General features: G+C 36.8%; 22 protein-coding genes and 5 pseudogenes. 3 read left to right on the top strand and 24 right to left on the bottom strand.

Annotated features, from left to right (window positions below):
* Positions 1-84 precede the first annotated feature (84 nt).
* The 4 genes from P7D84_RS12600 to P7D84_RS12615 all read right to left on the bottom strand — a co-directional run bounded on the left by P7D84_RS12600 (position 85) and on the right by P7D84_RS12615 (position 4639).
* Positions 85-1047 carry an IS256 family transposase gene (locus P7D84_RS12600; RefSeq protein ID WP_446493935.1) on the bottom strand — a complete coding sequence of 321 codons (963 nt, stop codon included), beginning with the start codon at positions 1045-1047 and terminating at the stop codon, positions 85-87.
* 303 nt (positions 1048-1350) lie between these two features.
* Entirely contained in the window at positions 1351-2820 is a 1470-nt protein-coding gene (locus P7D84_RS12605; protein ID WP_311806661.1) for an ABC transporter permease subunit, read from the bottom strand.
* On the bottom strand, positions 2821-3714 hold the full coding sequence (locus P7D84_RS12610) for an ABC transporter ATP-binding protein (protein ID WP_311806663.1): 894 nt from the start codon (positions 3712-3714) through the stop codon (positions 2821-2823).
* Entirely contained in the window at positions 3701-4639 is a 939-nt protein-coding gene (locus P7D84_RS12615; RefSeq protein ID WP_137619581.1) for an ABC transporter ATP-binding protein, read from the bottom strand. The genes P7D84_RS12610 and P7D84_RS12615 overlap by 14 nt, the downstream gene beginning before the upstream one ends.
* A gap of 184 nt (positions 4640-4823) precedes the next feature.
* Here P7D84_RS12615 and P7D84_RS12620 point away from each other — a divergent pair, with 184 nt between their 5' ends.
* Both P7D84_RS12620 and P7D84_RS12625 read left to right on the top strand, forming a co-directional pair.
* Positions 4824-5384, top strand: a complete 561-nt coding sequence (locus tag P7D84_RS12620; protein WP_103892184.1) for a TetR/AcrR family transcriptional regulator — start codon at positions 4824-4826, stop codon at positions 5382-5384.
* A 301-nt stretch (positions 5385-5685) separates the two neighbouring features.
* Positions 5686-6126, top strand: coding sequence for an OsmC family protein (locus tag P7D84_RS12625; RefSeq protein WP_002292163.1), 441 nt, complete (start codon positions 5686-5688; stop codon positions 6124-6126).
* 358 nt (positions 6127-6484) lie between these two features.
* Here P7D84_RS12625 and P7D84_RS12630 read toward each other — a convergent pair.
* The 5 genes and pseudogenes from P7D84_RS12630 to P7D84_RS12650 all read right to left on the bottom strand — a co-directional run bounded on the left by P7D84_RS12630 (position 6485) and on the right by P7D84_RS12650 (position 10986).
* Positions 6485-8389, bottom strand: a pseudogene (locus tag P7D84_RS12630) (heavy metal translocating P-type ATPase).
* Between the two features lie 196 nt (positions 8390-8585).
* Entirely contained in the window at positions 8586-8819 is a 234-nt protein-coding gene (locus tag P7D84_RS12635) for a heavy-metal-associated domain-containing protein (protein WP_003125439.1), read from the bottom strand.
* A gap of 146 nt (positions 8820-8965) precedes the next feature.
* On the bottom strand, positions 8966-9820 hold the full coding sequence (gene lgt / locus P7D84_RS12640) for a prolipoprotein diacylglyceryl transferase (protein WP_311806664.1): 855 nt from the start codon (positions 9818-9820) through the stop codon (positions 8966-8968).
* Positions 9805-10131, bottom strand: coding sequence for a hypothetical protein (locus tag P7D84_RS12645; RefSeq protein ID WP_311806665.1), 327 nt, complete (start codon positions 10129-10131; stop codon positions 9805-9807). The genes lgt and P7D84_RS12645 overlap by 16 nt, the downstream gene beginning before the upstream one ends.
* 228 nt (positions 10132-10359) lie before the next feature.
* Positions 10360-10986 carry a Crp/Fnr family transcriptional regulator gene (locus tag P7D84_RS12650; RefSeq protein WP_376716930.1) on the bottom strand — a complete coding sequence of 209 codons (627 nt, stop codon included), beginning with the start codon at positions 10984-10986 and terminating at the stop codon, positions 10360-10362.
* Here P7D84_RS12650 and P7D84_RS12655 point away from each other — a divergent pair.
* A pseudogene (locus P7D84_RS12655) lies at positions 10933-11055 on the top strand (IS3 family transposase); the annotation flags it as partial. The gene P7D84_RS12650 and the pseudogene P7D84_RS12655 sit on opposite strands and share 54 nt — an antisense overlap.
* 264 nt (positions 11056-11319) lie before the next feature.
* On the opposite strand, the gene P7D84_RS12660 reads toward P7D84_RS12655, so the two are convergent.
* The 15 genes and pseudogenes from P7D84_RS12660 to P7D84_RS13855 form a co-directional block, all read right to left on the bottom strand.
* Complete coding sequence (locus P7D84_RS12660; RefSeq protein WP_311806666.1) at positions 11320-12123, bottom strand: triose-phosphate isomerase family protein; 804 nt, start codon at positions 12121-12123, stop codon at positions 11320-11322.
* 70 nt (positions 12124-12193) lie between these two features.
* The gene (gene fsa / locus P7D84_RS12665; RefSeq protein ID WP_002380569.1) at positions 12194-12841 is read right to left on the bottom strand and encodes a fructose-6-phosphate aldolase; all 648 of its coding nucleotides are present in this window, start codon (positions 12839-12841) and stop codon (positions 12194-12196) included.
* A gap of 70 nt (positions 12842-12911) precedes the next feature.
* Positions 12912-13577, bottom strand: coding sequence for a bifunctional 4-hydroxy-2-oxoglutarate aldolase/2-dehydro-3-deoxy-phosphogluconate aldolase (locus P7D84_RS12670; protein WP_002388302.1), 666 nt, complete (start codon positions 13575-13577; stop codon positions 12912-12914).
* Positions 13577-14677 carry a PTS fructose transporter subunit IIC gene (locus P7D84_RS12675; RefSeq protein WP_002362844.1) on the bottom strand — a complete coding sequence of 367 codons (1101 nt, stop codon included), beginning with the start codon at positions 14675-14677 and terminating at the stop codon, positions 13577-13579. The genes P7D84_RS12670 and P7D84_RS12675 overlap by 1 nt, the downstream gene beginning before the upstream one ends.
* 17 nt (positions 14678-14694) lie before the next feature.
* Entirely contained in the window at positions 14695-15006 is a 312-nt protein-coding gene (locus tag P7D84_RS12680) for a PTS fructose transporter subunit IIB (RefSeq protein WP_002362843.1), read from the bottom strand.
* Position 15007: 1 nt separating this feature from the next.
* On the bottom strand, positions 15008-15460 hold the full coding sequence (locus P7D84_RS12685) for a PTS sugar transporter subunit IIA (RefSeq protein WP_002362842.1): 453 nt from the start codon (positions 15458-15460) through the stop codon (positions 15008-15010).
* The gene (locus P7D84_RS12690; RefSeq protein ID WP_311806667.1) at positions 15453-17411 is read right to left on the bottom strand and encodes a BglG family transcription antiterminator; all 1959 of its coding nucleotides are present in this window, start codon (positions 17409-17411) and stop codon (positions 15453-15455) included. The genes P7D84_RS12685 and P7D84_RS12690 overlap by 8 nt, the downstream gene beginning before the upstream one ends.
* A gap of 279 nt (positions 17412-17690) precedes the next feature.
* Positions 17691-17879: pseudogene (locus P7D84_RS12695) on the bottom strand (family 1 glycosylhydrolase); the annotation flags it as partial.
* A 109-nt stretch (positions 17880-17988) separates the two neighbouring features.
* Entirely contained in the window at positions 17989-19503 is a 1515-nt protein-coding gene (locus P7D84_RS12700; RefSeq protein ID WP_311806669.1) for an IS3 family transposase, read from the bottom strand.
* Positions 19504-19584: 81 nt separating this feature from the next.
* Positions 19585-19719: pseudogene (locus tag P7D84_RS12705) on the bottom strand (DnaJ domain-containing protein); the annotation flags it as partial.
* A gap of 437 nt (positions 19720-20156) precedes the next feature.
* Entirely contained in the window at positions 20157-21020 is an 864-nt protein-coding gene (locus tag P7D84_RS12710) for a zeta toxin family protein (RefSeq protein WP_002332783.1), read from the bottom strand.
* 1 nt (position 21021) lies between these two features.
* Positions 21022-21294, bottom strand: coding sequence for an antitoxin (locus P7D84_RS12715; protein WP_002326825.1), 273 nt, complete (start codon positions 21292-21294; stop codon positions 21022-21024).
* A gap of 17 nt (positions 21295-21311) precedes the next feature.
* Positions 21312-21527 carry a peptide-binding protein gene (locus P7D84_RS12720; RefSeq protein WP_001835296.1) on the bottom strand — a complete coding sequence of 72 codons (216 nt, stop codon included), beginning with the start codon at positions 21525-21527 and terminating at the stop codon, positions 21312-21314.
* 91 nt (positions 21528-21618) lie between these two features.
* Entirely contained in the window at positions 21619-22515 is an 897-nt protein-coding gene (locus P7D84_RS12725) for a ParA family protein (protein WP_002326827.1), read from the bottom strand.
* A 102-nt stretch (positions 22516-22617) separates the two neighbouring features.
* A pseudogene (locus P7D84_RS13855) lies at positions 22618-22694 on the bottom strand (topoisomerase); the annotation flags it as partial.

Here is a 22694-nt window from a genome sequence, read left to right on the forward strand (position 1 = left end):
ATCATATGTTTTTCTCAATAGAGTTCATTCCTTCCGGTAACGTAACTGATAGTCAAGAAAAGTGTATCATAGCCCAATTGGAACTTACACAAAATATTGTACACCCTCCAGGTAATCGTTCGAAAGGATCGATTCCACCATTTTTGGATAGCTGGTTTTCCATTTTTCCGCAAAAGCACCACGTGCTTCCAATGCCGCCTTTTTAGATGACGCTTTATACACCATTTTAAAATCATCACAGACTTCCTTACGATCATCGACACGCACTTTGTGACTGATATTACGGGAAACGTGCACACAGCAATGTTGAAAACGGGCTTTGGGGTAGAACCGCTGCACGGCCCCTGCCATCCCCTTTAAGCCATCCGTGATGAAAAGGAGGACGTTTTTCACGCCACGTTCCTGGAGGTCTATTAAAATCTCTTCCCAAATCGTGATAGATTCAGTTGGTGCAATCGCATAGCTCAACACTTCCTTTGAACCGTCCGGGCGAATGCCAACTGCGATATGAATGGCTTCCTTGGCGACGGTTTTCCGCTTTAAAGGGATATAGGTTGCGTCCATATAAATAGCGGCATAACGGTCATGAAGCTCACGTTCCTTAAATGAAGTGACTTCTTCCGTAAATGATTTAGTCATATTGGACATGGTTTGGGGCGTGTAGTGATGCCCATACATTTTCTCAATCAAGTCTGCGATTTCCGACATGGTAATACCTTTTCGGAAGAGGTGAATGACGGTCTCCTCTAAGGTATCATTCGTCCCTCTATAAGCAGGAACAGTCTGTTGCTTGAACTCGCCGTTGCGGTCGCGCGGAATCTGGAGATGAAGTTCCCCGTACTCGGTCTTGACCGTACGGTCATAGGAGCCGTTACGAGAATTACCCGTGTTAAAACCAATGCGATCGTACTTTTCGTAATCGAGGAAAGCCGTTAACTCCGTTTTGAGAAGCGTATTGACAGCTTTTTCCAAATGGACACGGAATAATTCATTCAAATCGCCTTTGTTCGCTAGAGTCTTTAGAATTTCTGTAGTAAAATCGTTCATATGGAAGCCCTCTTTTCTGTGAATGTGTTGTGGTAACTCTATTCTACAGAAGGGACTTCCTTTTTTCTATTTACACAAAATATTTTACACTCTCATCAAATCATTAGAATCGTGATAAGACATTGTATTAAATCTAATCCTTTATCCATTTTTTATCAATCTTACTTCGCACCATCTCCAATACTTATTAGTTGCCAGGTTAACTGTTATCAGATCATCTTGCCCGTCTCATTCTCTTTCTCACATTATATTCTCTTCATTTATCGGTAGCTGCTAAGGAATTTACTGATAGTTCTTTCAATATTAAAGTGGTAAATCTTTCTTTGTAAAGATAACATTTGATGCTGCATATAGAACGAAAGCAATGGTTCCTAAAGCAACTAATCCCCAACCAAACTCGCCACTAGCTAATATCGCATCTGTATCAAATAGAGTTGTTATCGTTAGATACTCGAGTATAACTGGAGCATCGTCCATCAGTTGCTGAACCATAGTAAGTAGGAAGAAAGCAAATGGTATCCCCCCACCGATAGCTAAAGCTAATCCTGAGCGGTTAAATAGAGTTGATGCGAAGAATGAAACAGAGCTTATGGCTAGGATTAAGATGAGTAGACCAAGACTTAACCAAAAATAAGTTTCTGTATCAAATTCCAGAGCAGCATCGACAGATCTTGCAGATGATACCATGGCATGGTTTGCCATCGTAATGATTTGTTTTTTATTTAAATCAGTTGCTTTCATAGACGCCTCTAAAGCGGTAGGATCTTTAATTAAAGTCAAATTATCTTTCACTTGGGCACTATTCATATTTAAGGCATTTGCAGAAGAGTCAATAACAGCCTGTAATAAGAGTTCGCGATTGGCTTTCGTAATCATGACAGTTGGCTGAGATTTTCCTTTATTTTCTTCATTCTTTTCAGCTTTAAGTGCAGTTATTTCATCTGCTAGAAATTGACGGTACTCATTAACAGAAATTCCTTGTACACTTGCACCAGCCTTCAATGCGTCATTACTTGCTAATATCATCGCCGGGTTTTTGATCAATTCCTCAGTTGTGATTTCAATATCATCATCTTCCATGTCATCATCATCTTCATAGATATCCCGACGTTCATCGGTGATAATTTTTGCAGCCTCTTCATAGGAGTGATCCTTGATGACCTCTCCTAAGTATATTGAATAGGCGTCCAGATCCATATCGCGAGCTTCAGCAGCATCTCGCATAGCTTGTTCATTATCTTTAATTAAATATAAATGTTCAGATAGATAACCTTCACTTTTATCTAATGTTTCTGATGCTTTTTCTATATCCTCTGTGATCGGATAGCCCGTCACGTTGTTGTACTTTAATTGAGAGGCACCTAAACCGGCTAATGAAACAATGACATACATTAAAATAACCGATAAGATGAGGTAAAGCGATTTGGTAAAAATGACACTTGAACGTTTTATGGGTGTTGATAAAGTATAAGCCATAGATCCAGAGTCTACCTCGCTCACTACAAGAGTATTTGCTGTAAATACAACATAAACAATTCCAAGAATAAGACCAATCAGTTTATAGAAATTTTCTAAGTTTCCTAAGAGACTGTCCATTGATGAGAGAAGACTGGAAAAAGCGGTTCCTTTCGCTGCAGCGGCAATCGATGCATATCCTTCCGCATCATAACCTATGATGAAACCAGATAAAATGACTGAAGCGACGATTGTGATAATTGCCCATAGTTTCCAATTGGTTTTGATACTTTGCTTAAATATTGGTTTTGAAAACATTTATACTCCCTCCTTAAATATCTCAGTAATATAATCTTCAAATGAGAACTTAATTTCTTTAAAATAGACCAAGTCAAAATCTTTTAAATCTTGAATGAGATAATTAATATTTTTATCATGAATTTGAACGAAAACTTGTAAGTCTTCCGCTTTTACCATAGTCAATTGGTAGCCTAAATTTAAGAAACGTTCGAAATCGGCGAGTGATTTAAATTCCATTCGATAACTTTTATTCTCGTTATAACGAATGTCTGCCATATCTGTGATATCAATAATTTTGCCCTCTCGGATGATTGCGACTCGGTCACTGACTTCTTCCACTTCTTGGAAGATATTGCTAGACATAAGAATCGTTTTTCCTTGTTTCTTTTCTTGTTTTAAAAGATCAAGGAAGATGTCACGCATTAGAGGATCTAAACCTGTACTTGGTTCATCCATAATTAAGATATCTGCATTAGATGCAAATGCTGAAACAATAGCTGTTTTTTGTTTCATCCCTTTACTCATGGAACGCACATTGGCCGTCACATCTAATTGAAGAAGATTACTTAACTCTTTAGCACGTTCCCAACTTCCACGTCCAGATAAATAGATTTGATCTTTTAAAAAATCTTCACCGGTTTTGTTTCCTGGAAAGTTGATTTCACCAGGAATATAAGATACATAGCGTTTGACTTCTGCACTACTTTTGGTGGCATCAAGTCCATTAATAGTGACGCTTCCTTCATCAGGTTTCAGGAAACCCATCAAGTGCCGGATAGTAGTCGTTTTTCCTGCACCGTTGATACCTACGAAGCCATAGTTTTCTCCTTTTTCAATCTCTAAAGATACATCAAATATTCCGTGTCCATTTCCATAATCCTTAGTCAAATGTTTGATATCAATGTAAGCCATATCGCAAATTCTCCTCTCCAGCAGCCACTGTTTTCTTACGATCATAAAAGTCCATAAAGTAATCTTCCAAAGTAAATTTAATTTCTGAAATAAAATTTACCTTTACCTCACTTAATTCTGTAAAAAATTCTTGCATCTTCTGATCCGTTAAACTTAGTTTAACTTGATTTTGTTCAGGTCTTTTAGTTGGAATAGTAAATTCGGTATTTTCTATAAACTTCTGATAATCCTCAAAACTAGCAAACTCAATTTTGAATGATTTATTCGTACTCTGCTTCAATTCATTGGATTCAACTGTTGAAACCACTACCCCATCCTTAATGATGGCAATGCGATCACATGTTGCATCCACTTCAGTAAAGATGTGACTAGATAGGAGGATTGTTTTCCCTTCTGATTTTTCTTTTAAGATAAATTGAATGAAGCGTTCTTGCATAACAGGATCTAATCCTGAAGTAGGTTCATCTAATATCAATATTTTTGGATTATGCATAAAAGCAGTAACGACCGCTAGCTTTCTTTTGGTTCCAAGACTCATTTCTTTAATCTCTTTAGAAGTATCTACTTTAAAGAGCTCTTTAAGCTGCTCTGTCCTTGTCATATCAGTAATTTTTCTTTCATTTGCCATGAACTCAATAAATTGGTCTCCTGTCATTCCTTTTGGAAAAGCCAACTCTCCAGGTAAATAACCAACATCTTGTTTAATATTGGCTGCTGATTTCCAACTATCTTTTCCATTAATAGAAAGTTCTCCCTCATCAGCTTTAGAAAAGCCCATTAAGTGGCGAATAGCTGTCGACTTTCCAGCACCATTCGGTCCCAAGAATCCAAAAGCTTCTCCCTCATTTATCTCAAAAGAAACATCAAATATTCCACGTCCATGTCCATAGTCTTTGGTCACATGTTTCACTTCAATAACTGACATCATATTCCTACCTTTCTTTTAAATATCGATTATAAGATAATTAACAATCGTTTCTTTATTTACAAATGTTATAATATTTATTATACTAGTCTCACAAAGGAGGACAAGAGACATATTTTCAGGATCTGATAAATAATTTACATTTTTTCGATAATTGATGCTTTCTCTAAAAAGGAGGCCCTATATGCAACAATTAGATTTAAGGGTTCAAAAAACTCATAAGGCACTTATAGAAGCATTTGAAAACTTATTACATGAAAAAGAATTTGAAAATATTTCAGTAACAGAAATATGTGATGCTGCTATGGTTCGACGACCAACTTTCTACAATCATTTCTTGGATAAATATGATTTTATAACCTTTTTTATTAAACATAAAATGAATGAAATATTTGATTTTGCTATCAAAAACTCAAATGAAGAAAAAGACAACTTTTTTATTATTGTTTTTGAACAACTATTGGATCAATTTGATAATCTCTTATATCTCATTTTCAGTATTCAAATGAATGCTAATATCATTTTTGAACTTGAAAGTGTGCGCGAGTACGGGAAGAGCATGCTAGGTAACCGCATAAAAAAAGGAGCTAGTGACGAAGAATTACCCATAGAGCTTAGTTATAAAGGACAGATCATTATGGGGATCACGATTCAATCCGTCTTTTGGTATAAGGAGAAAAGAAATCAAATTAGTCGTGAAGAAATTATTGAACTATATACACAGACTTTAGAAAAATTTAGCTAATCGAAGAATTGAAATGGATTCTATGTCAAGGACATTTTAAAAAAAGAAACCTTATGAAACTAAAATGGATTGAAAAGGACCCTATAAAGGCACTTTTTTTAGTGTCTATTCTATAGGATCCACTTTGATTTATGTTTGCTGCTTTTTTCCATGCATTAACCTATTCAATTGCACAAAAGATTTTTATTTTTTGGAAAAAAATTCAAAAATATAAATTTTTCTGTTTCTCATGTGACTATGCGGCTAAAAATAATGCTTTCATGATACGATAAAGTTATTAAATTAAAAGGAGGTTATTTTTATGGCAAAAGAAACATTTCATGCAGTAGCTCAGTCAATTGGTGGAATGAAAGTTTCATGTACATCCAGGAATTTTGAATTTATTTTGGATGAACCAAAAAATTTAGGTGGATCAGATGAAGGGATGAATCCGATTGAAGCTTTATTAGCCTCTCTTGGAGCATGTAAAGTTATTGTAGCTCGGTCTTTCGCTAAAGTGCAGGGCATAAATTTAAACGATATCCGTGTAGAGATAGATGGAGTATTAGATCCTGATGGTTTTATAGGAAAAAATAAAGCAGCTAAAATAGGCTATTCTGCAATCGTATCTAAATTTTATATTGAAGCTGATAATACTGATGAAGAGATTTCAGATTTTATCGCATTTATTGATCGTACTTGTCCGGTAGCTGATACCATTAAAAATGCACCTACGACTAAATCAGAAATCCATAAATTATAAACTATGAATTAAAAAAGATTCTTCTCATTTTGCACTAAACAGGTATTTCTATTTTATTTCTTGTCTTTTCGAAGGTATACATATCTATAATAAAGACGAGAGAAAAAAACTAGTTAAATCAAGATTTTAAATACATTATTTTAAGCAATTTCATGTGTTACAACTTAATAGGAATTTAAATTTTATTATTAAATTTTTTAATCATTTACACGAAAATTAATTTTATAAAGAGCATACTCTATACTCTTATTTTTTTTCAAGAACTCAAAAAAGCGGAAAATCCCAGATTTAAAAATCTGAGTTTCCGCTTTTGTCATTTCAAGGATGGACTATTGTCTCAGCCTCTTCTAATTTATTCTTAAGATATTTTTACTTTCTCTGCAGGTGCTGATACTTCTTTTTGTTCTTTTCGACCTTTCAACTTATACTTCATTAATCTCATGCCATTGAAAATTACCACCAAGATACTACCTTCATGAACCAACATTCCGATAGACATATTCATCCATTCGCTGAAGAAGACGCTGGTCAACAAGACCAACACTACTCCAATTGAAATCACGATATTTTGTTTCATATTATTTGCGGTGGCTTTTACTAATCCTAATGCGTGAGGCAAGTTGCTGAAGTTCGAGTTCATTAAAACGACATCGGATGTTTCAATCGCTACGTCCGTTCCGCTTCCCATTGCGATTCCAATGTCTGCTAAAGCTAAGGACGGACTATCGTTAACGCCATCTCCAACAAAGGCTACAATTTGACCACGTTGTTGAAGTTTTCCGATATAAGCCGATTTGTCTTCCGGCAACATGTGGCCGTGAGCTTCGGTCAAACCAAGTTCGCCGGCGACCACATCAACGGTTCCTTGGTTATCTCCTGAAAGAACGACTAGATTTTTCACGCCCAAGTCTTTTAATTCCTGCAAATTAGCTTTCACACCCGGACGGACTTGATCGCGAATGCCCATCAGTACTTTTAATTCACCGTCGACCGCTGTCAAAACGAGAGAGTTCCCTTGTTGTTCAAACCGTTTGACATCTTTTTGCACTTTTTTGCTGAGGGTGACATTTTCTTTTTCCATCAAGGCCACATTCCCAACAGCCACTCTATGTCCAGCTACACTTGAAACGATTCCGCCGCCTTTCACGACTTCAGTTCCTTCAACAGGATAAAAGTTTGTTTCTCCAATTTGATTTAAGACCGCTTTTGCTAATGGATGATCTGATTCCCGTTCCACACTGGCCAGATAGCCAAGCGTTTCAGCAGGATCTTTTTCATACAGTTCAGTCGCTGCAACGGTTGGGTTTCCGACAGTTAAAGTACCTGTCTTATCAAATACAATTGTATCCACATTGCTGAAGTCTTGAATGACTTCGCTCCCTTTTAAAAGAACACCGTTACGAGCACCATTCCCAATACCGGCAACGTTTGAGACAGGTACTCCGATAACTAATGCGCCTGGGCAACCTAGAACCAAGATGGTGATTGCTAACTCAATATTTTGACTGAACGCCTATACAACAATTGCCAGAACCAAGACAGCTGGTGTGTAGTATTTAGAAAAGCGATCAATGAACCGTTCCGCTTCGGATTTAGAATCTTGTGCTTCTTCCACGAGTTCAATAATTTTTCCAAATGTGGTGTCCTCACCAACTCGGTCAGCTCTGATTTGAATCGTTCCGTTTTCTAAAATGGTTCCTGCAAAAACTTCTGCATCAGCTAGCTTGTTGACCGGAACAGCTTCACCTGTAATGCTAGCTTCATTGATATGCCCTTCACCCGTAAGGACTATGCCATCTACTGGAACTTTCGCACCCGTTTTAACGAGCAAGATATCCCCTTCATCTATATCATCCACTTCTACTTCTTCAAATTCGCCATTATCCATTTGTTTCAAGGCGCTTTCGGGTGCCATTTCAGTCAATTCTTTGATAGCAGATCGCGTTTGGTTCAATGTTCGTTGTTCCAAGTAGTGTCCGAATAAGAATAAGAACGTGACAATAGCCGATTCTTCATAATTTTGAATAAAAAGCGCACCAATCGCTGCAATACTGACTAAGACATCAATACTGATGACTTTGACTTTCATTGCTTGAAACGCTTGAATGGCAATTGGCATAATCCCAAAGACAGAGGCGATGATCAAAGACCACTCTGAAAGTCCTACGTTTTCTAAAACAAAGTGACTGAAGAGACCGAGTGCGATTAACAATCCACTGATGACGGTGATAACATTTTTTTTGCTTAATATATATTGTTGCATGCTTTTTCCCTCCAAATTTAATTTCTCTTTTATTGATAAACACAGTATAAGATAATTGCCTAAGTAATTAATTGACGGCTATCAAGTTTAGAAAGTTCTCTTTTATCGTTTCTAAGCACCTCGAATCGGATTGCAACAAAAAAGCAATCCCGGAAAAATAGCTTTTCTTCCAGAATTGCCTAGTTCATTTAATCTGTTAAGCGGCCTTGACTTTTGCTTTAAGGACCGGATAGCCTACGTTTTCGATAGCTTTTTGAATCTCTTCAATCGAAGTGACAGCTGAATCAAAATTGGTTTTGACTTTGCTGGAGTTGAATAATACTTTAATGCTGTCTTTATCAATACCGTTAACTGATTTCAAGGCACCTTCAATTTTTTGCATACAACTTGGACAAGACAACGTTTCTAATTGCAATATAGCTTTTTCCATAATTCCTATCTCCTTTATGTGTTTTTATTTTATCGGCAGCAGATTAATGAACACTGCCTTTTCCTCTTTACAACTGTAGTATAGCTCGCTTTTAGCAAACGAAAATTGACGCATATCAAGTTTTGCACTTCTTTTTATCTTTTTGCTCAATTCACCATCTTAATAGTCTTTTTCTGCCCCTTATTACCATCAGAATAATAAGAAATTGGTGGATAGTCTTGTCTGCGTATAAACCATACTACAATCGCGCCAATAAACAGGGCCAGAGACAAGGCTTGCGAAACGCGGATCCACTCGCCAATCCATAAACTGTCCGTTCGCATACCTTCAATGAAGAACCGACCCACTGAGTACCACAAAACGTAACTCAAAGCGACTTCTCCTTGACGCAAAAGCTGTTTTCGGTTCCGTATAGTGACGATGAGGACAAAGCCCAACAAACTCCACAATGACTCGTATAAAAAAGTCGGATGGTAGTAGGTACCATTGATATTCATTTGTTCAATGATAAATTCAGGTAAATAAAGATTTTCCAAGAATTGACGAGTAACCGGTCCACCATGAGCTTCCTGATTCATAAAATTGTCCCAACGACCAATGGACTGGGCTAACAATACATTGGGCGCTAAAATATCAAGAACGAGTGCCAAAGAAGTACCTTTTTTCTTTGCATACCAATATAGCGTACCCCCTCCTGCAATCAATCCCCCATAAATCGCAATGCCGCCATTCCAAATCGCAAGGATTTGTCCTGGATTTTGCAGATAATAACCAAGTTCAAATAACACATAATAAAGCCGAGCGCCGAGGAGTCCAATCGGAATTGCCCATAAGGCCATATCGATAATGGTATCCTCTTCCAGTCCTTTTTTCTTTGCTTCCTTGGTGCTCAACTGGAGAGCCGCTAATATGCCCGCTGCAATAATGACTCCATACCAATGAATCACAACAGAACCAATCTCCACCGCATGGGGATTCAAAACGCCTAATACGAATTCCATTCTATTTGCTCCATTTCTTCAATTTTTCGCGTCATTCTAGTCATGGTGATGCTGAACAAGATTCCGGCTAAGCTCCATGGAAACCAAACAGTGAATTCACTTTTAGCTCCCTGGTCACTCGCTTCGTAATACGCCACTTTTCCGTGTCCGATTACGCCGGCTCCTTTTACAACTTCCTCTTCTTTTTCCATAGCTAACCTATCTGCCTCAACAACGTTAGACGTTTTTGCTTCGCCGCCGGTGAAAGGGACGACAAAGAATGCACCCGCTGCTGACAACGTGATGGCAACTATCACCCAAAAATAATGCACATTCACCTCTACTTATTTTTACGTTTTGTTCGGCAACCCTATCTTAAAGAAAAATAAAACAAAGAAACTTGAGGATTATCATGTTTGTGCTTTTATTTTTCCAATGAATGAAGGTCGTTCTGTCTTAAAAAAGCCAAAAACGGACAGATGGAAGCAAAAGCACTGAGTTCTGTCCCGTTGTTAATGAAGAGCGACAGAACACCAACGTGTAGAAAAAAGTGTGTCCGATTATTCGCTGTAAAGCAATAAATCATCTAAATCCTGAATCTTGATCCTTTTCCCAGACAGCTGTTGAATCAATCCCTCGTCCTCCAATTCTCCAAATTTGCGACTGATGGTCTCAGGTGTCGTTCCTAAATAGGAAGCAATGTCCTTTTTTGCCATCGGCAGGGTGATGGTGGGAGAGTTGCCCATTTCAGGTTCCACATTTTCTGCCAAAAACAAAACTAAACGGGTAATGACACTCTCCACGGCTACTTGTGCAGTTTGACGTCCGGAGCTTTCTAACCGCTGCGACATCTCTCCTAGCAGCTTTAACGAAATTGCATGATACTCTTTTAGAAACTCTTGTACATCATGTTGTTGAATCATGCAGACAGACGTATCTCGAGTAGCTTCTGCGTATTCCTCGTGCACAGCATCAGGATTGAACAACGTCCATTCTCCCGTAAAGTCACCCGGATTCAAAATACGAACTAGTTGCTCTTTGCCAGAATTAGACAAGCGATAGATGCGGACTTTTCCGCGATTCACAATATACAAGGCATCATCTTTTTCTTGCGAGCGAAACAGAAACTCCCCTTTAACCAGTTTATGAATCAATTGGATGACTATATCTATTGGTATAATAATCAACGGATTAAGTTATCTTTAGGGGGACTAAGTCCTCTTCAATATCGGAAGAAGCAAGGATGTATTGGTTAAAAAAGGTCCAGAAAAACATCCGCACCCCCTTTCCTACATTTTATCGTGGCCCTTTACATAATTAAATCCAATTTCTTATAAGTGTATCGGGATAATAATTGGGATAAAAGGAATAGAAGACATTAAAATTTCAACAAAAAATTTTTTCACTTTTTTAAGCACTAAATAGCCGAACTAACATGTACTATCGTTATTGATAGCTGCAATGTCGTTCGGCTTTCATTTTTTTCCTATTTGCTCAAGACTTTTGGTACATCCACTTTTTTAATCCACCATTAATTCTACAATTCGCTGTAATCTATTCGCATCACTACCAAATCTCCCCAATAGAACACCATCCAAGTTTGCTAATCTCATCATGGTGATACTATTCTCAGGACTAACTGATCCACCATAGACGATACGAACCTTCTCAGATGCCGCTTCACTAAATATTTTCGCGATCGCATTTCGAATCATTGATACTGCTAGTTTAATATGTGGCGCTCCTGCTGCCTTGCTCTGGCCAACTGCCCAAGCTGGAGTATAAGCAATCACGATCTTTTCCAAGTCTTTTTTCTCAACACAATATAAGCCATTGAAAATTCGTAAAAATAATTCACGTTCTAATTCCAACTCATATTTTGGATCTTTCGATCCATCAATGACATTATCAGCATCTTTTTTATCCTGCTCACCAATACATAAAATTGGATTCACTCCGTTTTTGAGTGATAGTTTAACCTTTTGATTGATAATATCGTCGGTTTCATTGAAAAGTCGTCTGCGTTCCCAATGCCCTAATTCGACAAAGGTTCCATTCATTTCGATCAGCGAATCGATCGAAAACTCACCACTTAACTCACCATTTTCAACGGGGGCGATATTTTGTGCGCCTAGCTGAACAGAGGTGTGTTGTAGAACTTCATGAACTGGATACATCGTTCCCATTGAAGGAAGAATTACAACATCAATATCAGAGTTTTTATGTTCACTGATCTGCTTGGCGAATGCTTTTGCTTCCTTAATGTGGTTCTGCCTCATAGACCAATTCATGATGACGATTGGTTTCTTTTGATCTTCCATCATAATCATCTCCGTTGTTACTTCTATTTATTCTTACCTTAAAAATGACTATATAACTCACAGAAATCTGTAATTACCTATTGGAGAATGCCACCCAGTCTTTTTCAAACTGCTCGATACCCTTATCAGTTAACGGATGACTCCATAATTTCGGAAATAGATTACCAGGAATTGTCGCGATATCTGCACCTAGTTCAGCCACTTTCTCCACATGTTCAAGTCCTCGAACACTCGCGGAAATAATTTCTGCTTTGTATCCATAGTTATCTAGTACTTTTCTCAAGTTTTTAATTAAAGCCATACTGTCAGTTCCAATATCATCTAAACGACCTAAAAATGGGCTGATATAAGTAGCGCCAGCTTTTGCGGCCATCAAACCTTGAGCTACGGTAAAGACTAACGTTACATTGGTTTTGATTCCTTTTTTAGATAGAGTGTTTACTGCTTTCAATCCTTGTTCTGTCATCGGGATCTTGACGACAACATTACGTGCCCACTTTGCAAGCACTTCTGCTTCGGCGATCATTTCTTCAGCTTGCGATCCTGTTACTTCCGCACTTACAGGCCCATCGACGAGAGAACAAATTTCTTTGATGACCTCTTCAAAATCTCGTCCTTCTTTAGCAATAATTGTTGGATTCGTCGTTACTCCATCAACTAAACCCAACTCATTGATTCGTTTGATTTCATCTACATTTGCCGTATCTAAGAAAAATTTCATTATTAACCTCTTTCCGCGATTTTCTTTCAGCGTTCATTTTTTAAAGACACTATCCCCTTTGTCAATAGGGCTAGTTTGAGACATTATTTTCTCTTACAATGCTCATCATTTCCAAGGCATGTTTGGTAATCGTCGCAAAATCACCTGTATCAATCAAACGTTTATCCGTTAAATAGCCGCTAATCCCAGCACCGCTGAAACCTAGATCAAGATAGTCTTGCAAGTTATCAGGTGTGACTCCTGCTGTTGCGACTAGTTTAATATGATTGATTGGCCCAAGAATGTCCTTGATATATCCTATCCCCAAAGCTCTAACAGGGAACACCTTGACAAAATCTGCACCCGCTTCATTCGCTGAGATTATCTCGCTTGGTGTTAGCGCCCCAGGCATCGAGACCATATCTAATTCTTTTGTTCGTTTGATAACACTTGAATTCGTATTAGGCGAGATAATATATTCTGCTCCTGCTTGGTGAGCGGCTTCAACTTGTTCAATGGACAGAACAGTACCCGCTCCAATTTTAACTTCATTTCCAAACTCCTTAACCAGCGAGGCGATGGCCTTTGGAGTCTTAGTCAAACATTCAGGATCTCCTTGATCAAAAGTAACTTCTACAAGCTTTACTCCACCATCGTTTAGCGCGGACACCAAGTTAATAAGCTTTTCCCCATAAGTTCCTCGACAAATTGCAATTACTTTATTCTTTTCGATGAAATCGTTCATTTCTAGTTTCATTAGGCTTTCTCCTTTGTTAAATCCGCCACTTGACTCTTATTTTTCTTTTTTGCTGGTGTTTCTTCTAAAGCCGGCTTTAAAAAGCCAAGTATCAACGCTGTCACTAATGATCCAATTATAATTGCAGCAATAAACCATAGTTTATTGTCAACAACCGGTAATACAACAAATCCACCATGAGGAACATAGCATTTCACATTCCCAATCGCTCCAATTACACATCCTACCGCTGTCCCAATCATTGTTGAAGGCAAGATTCGTTTCATATCACTAACTACGAAGGGAATGGCTCCTTCAGTAATTCCAATACATCCCATGATTCCAGCAGCAACCGCCGCATCCCGATCACCTTCAGTAAATTTCTTTTTAAAGAATAATGTCGCTAAAAAGATCCCAATAGGTGGAATAGCCACGGCGATTCTAAACATACCGTTCGGTTCATAAATACCTTCATTCATAAGTGCAAGTGTAAACATCGAAACTGATTTGGTGATTGGTCCTCCCATGTCGACTTCTCCGAACAATCCAATAAATACTGCCAATAAAATGGCACTGCTACCGTTTAGACTGCTCATGATACTAGTTAATCCGTTCATCAAAAATGCCAATGGTGTGGCAACAACATAGATGTAAATCAAACCTAGAATAAAAACCGAAATGGTTGGTATGATCAGAATCGGTAAAATGGTTTTAATCGTTTTGCTAACTTTCCATTTTTTCATCCATTTGACCAAATATCCTGCAGCAACACCTAGAAGCATCGCCCCTAAAAATCCTGACTTTACTTCCACATCATTTACAGTAACAGGATTATTAGCAAGGAACCCTAGAATCATCCCTGGCGCCAAACCAGGCTTACCCGCAATTGAATATGCGATATAGCCGCCCAAAATAGGAATCATCATTGCAAAAGCTGCTTTACCTAAAAGGTTAATGTTCTGCATTAATTCGTTAGTAACAACAACTCCTGTATCGCTTTTTTCTCCAGTAGCAAGTGAGATGGCCAACATGATACCACCAGCAACTACTGCAGGCATCATGAAAGAAACCCCACTTAAAAATGATTTTTGAACTTCCTTTAAAGTAGCTTTGATATTCATTTTATCCTCCTTTATTTTTACCCATTTACTAACTTCTCAGCAGCATCCAATACTTTCGCAGGATACGAAATAGCATCATTGACATCAGCATTTAAAACTAATTTATCTTCAAAACGTTCTTCATTCTCAATAAAGACAGATACCGCCAAAATGACTACATCTGCTTCTTCAGCTTCTTCCTCAGTAACCTCATTCTCGATCCCGATGCTGCCTTGAGTTTCAATTTTGATTTCATGTCCTCTCTTTTTTCCTTCTTTTTCCAATGCTTCTTGAGCCATGTATGTGTGGGCTACTCCTGTAGGACATGCCGATACTCCAACGATTTTCATATTAAATTCCTCCTATTTTCTTTTCTACTTGATATAGTGAATCTAAAATTGACTCTTTGCTCCCAGTTAATAAATCATTTCTAAAACCTTCATCTAAAAGCTTTTTGCTGATTTCAGCGAGTACTTTCAAATGAAAAGTCGTTTTATTCTCTTCTGGTATTCCTAGCATAAACACCAATTCAACTGTATTACCATTTGTATCCCATTGAATTGGTTGGTTCGTTCTAAGAAAACAGATAAAAGGATTGATTACTTCTTTTGATTTCCCATGAGGGATACTTACGTCATAGCCGATCGCTGTAGAAAATTCTTCTTCTCTTTTGTTTACAGCTTTAATATAATTTGCGCTATTTTTTAAATAGCCGAACTCTTTTGCCTTTTCTGATAAATAATGAATGATGGATTTCTTATTTGTTAACGCCGAATCCAAAACGATTAAACCTTCATCAATCAATTGTTTGACCTCCTAATACTTTCACTATTTCTTCTTCATCTTTGCTAAAGATAAAACGATCGATATTTTTCTTCGTCTCAACGATCCGATAGATTTCTGATAATATTCCTTTAATATGCTTTAAATCCTTTTCTGCAACACAGATCATTAAAACAGTGTTGATCATTCGAAAATTCCAACGTATTGGTTTTACTAATGTCATAATTACTAATTTGCTTTCCTTAACTGTTGATGGTGAAGGATGTGGAATCGCCGCCCCAATTGGAAGATCTGTCACCCCTAGCTTCTCTCTATCCCAAATTGCCTGTTCGAACGAATCCGTAACGAAATCATTTTGCAAAAGCTTTTGAGTGATCCTTTTGATGCATTGTTCTTTAGTAGCAACTGTTTCGTTCAAAAAAATCAAATCTGAATCGATTATTTTTCCTAAGTGCTCAAACGGTTGGTCGTTTACTTCTTCCTCATAAAATAAATCTAGATAAGTCGCGGAAACTTTTTTTAGATCTTGTTTACTCATTAGCGGGGAAACATACGTTACAGGAACATCAATTTTTTCTAATTGTACTGAAGAGATCACCAAATCAATTTTATTCAAATCTCTTTTATAGAGTGTTCGTAATGAGACAACTTCAACTATATCCTGTGGAGAGAATACCCTTTTTAAACGATTGGCAATCAGCTCTGATGTTCCGATTCCAGTAGGACAAACAATTAATATCTTACGATTTGCCGACAACCGATCGATGGCCCCTTGAAAATGGATCATCATGAACGCGACCTCATCATCGGTTAAGCGAATATCTAATTCCTTTTCAATCCCGGCCAATATTAGCCAAGTTGTACTGTATAACACAGAATACTCTCGCTTTATTTCCTCCAAAAGCGGATTACTGACAGGAACGTTCAATTTAGAACGATATATCATGGACACCAAGTGATAAAGAATGTTCATGTAGAGTTTTTCATCTCTGGTTAAGTCAACCTGAATTGAATCACTCATCTTCTGAATCATCTTTCTTACCACAGCATCGTATTCCTTCTGAATTGCTAAATCTCTCAAACGTGGTTCGAAGCCATGAGCCACTAATTGTCGATTGAAGTATTCAAAATCGTTTGAATCTAGCTTGATACTGTTATCCAGTTCAAGATTCTCTACTAATTCATTTGCTAAAAAGAAAGTTTTAAGCGACTCCACATTTTCAAATAAAAAATTATCTTGATATTCAATATGAAAACCTTCCTGCAAACGAAGAACAAATATACTGATTGACAATACTAATGATTGAAAATGATCATCAGACAATTTATCGATATTAAAGTGATCATTTGTTTGCAGAAGTCCAGAAACTTTTTTGATGATGTCCTTAGGTAAAAAACTGAATAATAAGCTGGGAAATCGAACTCTATAGCTATTGGTTAAGTCTGATTTATCAATGATAAAGTAAGCATATTGTTTAATTGCCTTTTGTATCTCAGACTCATTTCCGTTTACCTTTGTTCCATTATTATCAGAACGAATCGTGACCGAACTTCCTTCAATAACAGTCTGTATTTGATCTAAGTCATTTGAGATCGAGGTTCTGCTGACGAGAAACTCATCAGATAATAGTTGGTAAGACACCTTTTTGTTTCTCAATAATAAATATTCCGCCATTTTGATTTGCCGCTCGAGTGGAAGCTGATTGAAGTCTATTTGAGTTGAAGCTTCACCAAAAATTTTTAATATTTCATCATTTGACAAATCAGACTTACTTAGAAAAATACCTTTACCTTGCCGTTTCAAGATTTCAATTTTCCTTTTTTTTAATGCCTTATTCAGTTCATCAATGTCTTTATACAATGTACGATCGGAGATAGATAAAATCTTGGAGAAATGATTTACCGGTAAAAAATCTTTTTGCTCCAAAAGCAATCTCAATAATTTATGTTGACGCTTGCTTATTTCATGCATGATTTTTCTCCTTTCTAGGGAGCGCTTCCCTGTATCTGTAATTTATCATTTTATTCTACATTTGGATATCACATCTCGTTTCAAGATGGTTCCTGAAGTTTTCTAAACATATTGAAAATATAGGATCATAAAACCAATTTCATACAGTAAGCAATTTTTTTATCAAATAAGAAATTCTTTTAATGTCTGTCTCTTCAAATCCTCTATACAAAGAGAAACAGATTGCCCTTATCTGTTTGACAAAATAAGAGCAATCCGTTTCTACTAAATGTTTAAGAATTAATACGATAAATCTTCCCCATTAGTTGCAATAACCTTTTTATACCAGTCAAATGATGCTTTCTTGATTCTCTTCTTCGTTCCCTTACCTTCATTATCCATATCTGTATATACGAACCCGTAGCGTTTTGTCATTTCCCCGGTTGCTAAAGAGACCAGATCAATTGGCGCTCATGGTGTATACCCCATTACAGGAATCTTGTCTAAATTAATTGCATTGCTTATTTGTGTGATGTGGTCTGTCAAGGGTCACAAAAAAATGTTGGTTTGGGGGTGCGGATGTTTTTCTGGACCTTTTTTAACCAATACATCCTTGCTTCTTCCGATATTGAAGAGGACTTAGTCCCCCTAAAGATAACTTAATCCGTTGATTATTATACCAATAGATATAGTCATCCAATTGATTCATAAACTGGTTAATTGTCGTGTTTTTCCAGTCACGTTGGTAAAACACCTCATTTTTTAATCGTCCAAAGAAACCTTCGCACGCTGAGTTATCTGGGGAGCAACCTTTTTTAGACATGGAACGAGGCAAGTTCTCTTTGTTCATTCGTTCGATCCAACCGGGCCATCGGTAATGAGCACCACGGTCAGAATGAACGATTGGACGCTCCTGGTCTTGAAGGGTAGCGAGTCCAGCGTCTAACATAGTATTCACTAATTCTGCATCAGGTTTTGTTCCAATAGTCCAGCTAATAACGGCGCCATCATAGCAGTCAACCAATGGGGATAAATAGACTTTCCCTGCGGGAATCCTAAACTCGGTAATATCTGTTAGCCATTTCTCATTTGGCATTTTTGCTTTGAAGTTGCGATTCAATAAATTAGGTTGTGCAGGAGTAATCTCCCCAGCATACGAAGAGTATTTTTTTCGTCTAGAAAATTTAACAAATAGATTTTCCTCGAACATCAATTTACGTACGACTTTTTCAGAAAGGATTTTCCCCATATTTTTTAAAGCTTGATGAATTCTGCGGTAACCATAAGCGCAGAAATTACTGTTGAAAATCGTGACAATTAATTGGCGTTCTTCAAAATACTTATCCGGTTGCTCAAGTACCTGTTTTTGATAAAAGTAGCTACTTTTAGACAACTGGAGCTGTTGAAGAAGATCTTTCAAGTTGAATTGATTTCGTAAGGCATCAATCAATAGAGTCTTTTCTTGATTTGATAGACAAAGTAGATTGATGCCTTTTCCTTTTTTTAGTAGTTCAGCTGCTCCTTCGAGTAATGCTTTCTCAAGCTGCAATTGGTGTACTTGTTCTTGTAACTCTTCTACTTCCTTTAAAAGTAATTCTTTTTGTTTTCCTTGATTTTTTGAAGTCATGCGCAGAGGGAAATCCTTTCCAAGATAAGTGGCCTTCCATTGATATAGAGCAACCCTACTGATTCCTTCAGCTTCAGCTAAGCCTTTTCTGTTGGTTTGAGGTTTATAGAACTTTTTCAACACGTCTTCTTTTTGATCTTTGGTTAACTTTACCGCACTTTTTCGAAGTTTTCTAGCACCTGGTGCGAGTTCTTCACACCATTGTCGTAAGGAGCCTTTATTTGGGTAACCAAGCATTCGAATGGTTCGTGCATAACATTGACCATATTCAAAATAATGATTCACAGCGACTCTTTTTTGTTCTTCAGAATACTTTGACTTCTTCCGGAGTTCCTGATGGAGCTCTCCAGATACCAAATATTCTTTATACCATTGACGTAGTGCTCCAACGGACGGATAACCTAATTTCCGAATGGTAGCGGCGTAGGAGCAATCATATTTTAAAAATAACTGAATTGCTTTTACACGTTCTTCGTGGGAAAACATACGGATATTCCTCCTAAGTTCATTTTTAGTCCAGGATTATGTCCGCACCCCCAAACCAACATTTTTTTGTGACCCTTGACACAGTTCGTCATATTCATTGTTCAAAATTTTCATTTCTTCTTCATTACCGCCACAATCGGGGTGTAACTTCAAAGCTAACTTTTTGTAGGCTTTTTTCAATTCTTCCAATGTTTCAACGTTTTTAATATATTTCATTTTTATCATTCCTTTTCTTTTTGATTTTTGGCTTTTTGACAACCATTTTTGTTAGGCGTTTGAGGAAGTGAAGCTGTTTTCCTCATGTTTTAAAAGCTAGAAATAAATTACAGTGTATGCTCCTTTCTTTTTTCGTTTTGTTGGTTCATTTTCGCCAGTGTGTTCGTGTCGTTTGCTGTGACGAGAACGCAACATAGACACAAAGAAAACACAAGGGCGAGCTTGCTCGTTTATATACCCTTGTGTTTTCGACTGGATATGTTAAGGTAACAAACAGTAAATGGCACGTTACAGACTGCAAAATGTACCAACTGAAAAAAGAAAGAATACAGTTGTGTGCTTTATTTCTCGATCAGCTTTTAAAAAATGAGGAAATGTTTTTATAAAAAAAGAGTAGTTACCGTTTTTTGGTAACTACTCTTTTACTTTTTTAAGGTTTAAATCCCTGGAAGTTTAGGTGTTTTGGGTATTGGTGGTGTAGGTGGCTGCAAGCTTTCCATTTTTTGTTGAATTGCTTTAAATTCAGGGGTTTCTTGGTGTTGATTTTGAACCATTTTTTGCTCTATTCTCTCCAAAGTCGGTTGAATTTCTTTCCCTGATACTTTACGATTTAATTCTCTTTCTAAGGTCTCTTTCGGACTAATGGAAGGCGTTTCTAAGCTTGAATAGAGTTTCACTCCTTCTCTATTGTAAAGCCTTATATCGCTAAATAAGCCCGTTTTATGAAGGGTTTCTAAATTGGTCGGTAAGTTTTTGACAACAATATCATGCGCTTGTTTTGGTGTTGCCCTGGCTGTCATTGGATCATCTGCATACATAGTTTCATACCGTTCAATTGTTCCTAAATATGAGTTGATTTTAGGTACTGCCATGACATACATTTTTGTTTCATAATCTTTGGCTTGAAGCATTGTTGCGGTTTGAATAGGAACGTCTGTTGTTCGTCCTGTACCTTCAATCACTAAATTATACCCTTTATCTCTCAAACGGCTTATGATCGCTTCTGTCATGCGATTAGAATAAGGGGTAACGTATTTTACTACGTCTTTTTCATAAAGTTTCACTAGTTCATCAAAATTAGGGTGCTGTTGTTTGAACGTATCATTATCAATGATAACAACATTTCCTTGTGTCTCTTCGGAAATTGCCGATCGCAAACTAGTTTTACCTGATCCTGGTTGCCCACCAAGTAAAAAAGCGGTTGGCGATTCAACCGCTAGTCTATTTTTAGTTAGTCGTTCAACATTCTTTTCTAAACGATCTTCAAATTGCTTTTCGGTGAAGTCAGTAATATTCGCCATGTTAAGCCACTTTCTCTTTTGTCAAAATTTGTTTTGAATATTGATTCATTGACCGCCAATACTCATGAATAGCTTGTAATTCTTCAAATGGTTGTTGAAATAAATCAACTTCTTGTGCCACTTCTAATTGATTTAAAAGATTCACTTCTAGTAAACGAGTATTTTTAGTATCTAGTTCATGGTTCAAAACATAGTTTAATACTCGATTATAAACGCTTGCCGATAATTCGTTAATGATCTCTATTTCAAATGTTTTTTCATACGTAACTGCCATTTCATTTTCACTCCTTTTTAAAGTTTATCAGGTAAATATTTCCGTATATATTCTTCTAAGGCTTGATCCATAACTTCTTTTACGTTTCCGCCATTTTTTGCTGTTTCAATTTTTATAATATGGTGTAAGTCAGCACGAACACGAACCGTCTTATCTCCCATTATATCTTTTTTTGCACTGATTGGTGTATCATTTCGTTTTGCTTTTTGTGCGCCTAAATTTCCCACAATCACTCACTTCTTTCTATTTCTTCTTATTCTTATTTTATCATCAACAATCACAAATCACAAGTGATTTGTGATTAATCACTTGTGATTTGTGATTCTATTCTTTTTCGTTTTCTAATTGAATAATTCGCTCAAGCATTTCAAAAAATACGTTCTCATACATGGATAAAACTTTTTTGTCATAGCCTTTGTGTTCTGTAATTCCATTTTTAGACCAGGTACTTACTTTATTACTTCGCTTGATAATATTTTGGAAAACCAAGTTATCTTCTTTATGTTGCTTGTACAGTTCTTCCAGGTTTGATTTTATCGTTGCGCTGTCCGTATCAACTAAATAAGGAACAAAACCGATCATATCTAGTCCAGGGTTAAATTGTTCTTGTAAATCAATCAAATAGGAAATATAGTTTTGAATGTTGTTTGTACTTTCTTCTTCTGCTTGTAAAGGGATCATAACGTAATCACTCGCCACGATTGCATTATTTGTATAAACGCTTGGCGTTGGTACAGTATCAATAATAATGAGATCATAGTCACTTTTTAAAGGTGCTAAAAGAGTAGCAAGCAATCTACTTTCATTTTCAAAAGTCCATGAGCGAGTTAATTTTGGCAGTAACATCAAATCAAACGTGCCAGGGATCAAGTCTAAATTATCAGTCAAATGAACAATAGAAGAAGCCAAGTTTCCATTTTTCAAGCCTTCATAAAAATTGACACGTGGCAATTCTACCTCAAAAGTTTTTGCTAAGTCTTTTGTCAATGTTGCCTGTAAGTCCTTATCGATCATTAAAACTTTTAAATTCAATTTGTCTGTCAAGTAAGCAAACATAGTCGATAATTTGGACTTTCCAACACCACCTTTAAAGTAATTATTCAAGATAATAATTGCTTCATTTTTATTGTTTAAAATACGTCTTAATTCTTCAAGTATTTTTAGTTTTTCCTTCTCCATAACTACGCCCCATTCTTTTTTTGTATAGTAATATTGTATCATTAAGAATCACAAATCACAAGTGATTTGTGATTAATCACTTGTGATTTGTGATAAGTGATTTGTGATTAATATATAAAAGCCCTCTTTAAAGGGCTTTTATGTTTATTTTGAAAAAGAGATAAAATCAATATATCCCTTTTCCCCAATTTTTACAACGGCATTGTAGGGCTTTTTCTCTT

The organism is Enterococcus dongliensis, from assembly GCF_031927985.1.
Taxonomy (GTDB): Bacteria; Bacillota; Bacilli; order Lactobacillales; family Enterococcaceae; genus Enterococcus_A; species Enterococcus_A dongliensis.

What these genes read in the sequence shown, in the direction of transcription:
- P7D84_RS12600 (WP_446493935.1), bottom strand. Translation starts at nt 1,047, where the DNA reads ATGAACGATTTTACTACAGAAATTCTAAAGACTCTAGCGAACAAAGGC.
- P7D84_RS12605 (WP_311806661.1), bottom strand. Translation starts at nt 2,820, where the DNA reads ATGTTTTCAAAACCAATATTTAAGCAAAGTATCAAAACCAATTGGAAA.
- P7D84_RS12610 (WP_311806663.1), bottom strand. Translation starts at nt 3,714, where the DNA reads ATGGCTTACATTGATATCAAACATTTGACTAAGGATTATGGAAATGGA.
- P7D84_RS12615 (WP_137619581.1), bottom strand. Translation starts at nt 4,639, where the DNA reads ATGTCAGTTATTGAAGTGAAACATGTGACCAAAGACTATGGACATGGA.
- P7D84_RS12620 (WP_103892184.1), top strand. Translation starts at nt 4,824, where the DNA reads ATGCAACAATTAGATTTAAGGGTTCAAAAAACTCATAAGGCACTTATA.
- P7D84_RS12625 (WP_002292163.1), top strand. Translation starts at nt 5,686, where the DNA reads ATGGCAAAAGAAACATTTCATGCAGTAGCTCAGTCAATTGGTGGAATG.
- P7D84_RS12635 (WP_003125439.1), bottom strand. Translation starts at nt 8,819, where the DNA reads ATGGAAAAAGCTATATTGCAATTAGAAACGTTGTCTTGTCCAAGTTGT.
- lgt (WP_311806664.1), bottom strand. Translation starts at nt 9,820, where the DNA reads ATGGAATTCGTATTAGGCGTTTTGAATCCCCATGCGGTGGAGATTGGT.
- P7D84_RS12660 (WP_311806666.1), bottom strand. Translation starts at nt 12,123, where the DNA reads ATGATGGAAGATCAAAAGAAACCAATCGTCATCATGAATTGGTCTATG.
- fsa (WP_002380569.1), bottom strand. Translation starts at nt 12,841, where the DNA reads ATGAAATTTTTCTTAGATACGGCAAATGTAGATGAAATCAAACGAATC.
- P7D84_RS12670 (WP_002388302.1), bottom strand. Translation starts at nt 13,577, where the DNA reads ATGAAACTAGAAATGAACGATTTCATCGAAAAGAATAAAGTAATTGCA.
- P7D84_RS12675 (WP_002362844.1), bottom strand. Translation starts at nt 14,677, where the DNA reads ATGAATATCAAAGCTACTTTAAAGGAAGTTCAAAAATCATTTTTAAGT.
- P7D84_RS12680 (WP_002362843.1), bottom strand. Translation starts at nt 15,006, where the DNA reads ATGAAAATCGTTGGAGTATCGGCATGTCCTACAGGAGTAGCCCACACA.
- P7D84_RS12690 (WP_311806667.1), bottom strand. Translation starts at nt 17,411, where the DNA reads ATGCATGAAATAAGCAAGCGTCAACATAAATTATTGAGATTGCTTTTG.
- P7D84_RS12700 (WP_311806669.1), bottom strand. Translation starts at nt 19,503, where the DNA reads ATGTTTTCCCACGAAGAACGTGTAAAAGCAATTCAGTTATTTTTAAAA.
- P7D84_RS12710 (WP_002332783.1), bottom strand. Translation starts at nt 21,020, where the DNA reads ATGGCGAATATTACTGACTTCACCGAAAAGCAATTTGAAGATCGTTTA.
- P7D84_RS12715 (WP_002326825.1), bottom strand. Translation starts at nt 21,294, where the DNA reads ATGGCAGTTACGTATGAAAAAACATTTGAAATAGAGATCATTAACGAA.
- P7D84_RS12725 (WP_002326827.1), bottom strand. Translation starts at nt 22,515, where the DNA reads ATGATACAATATTACTATACAAAAAAAGAATGGGGCGTAGTTATGGAG.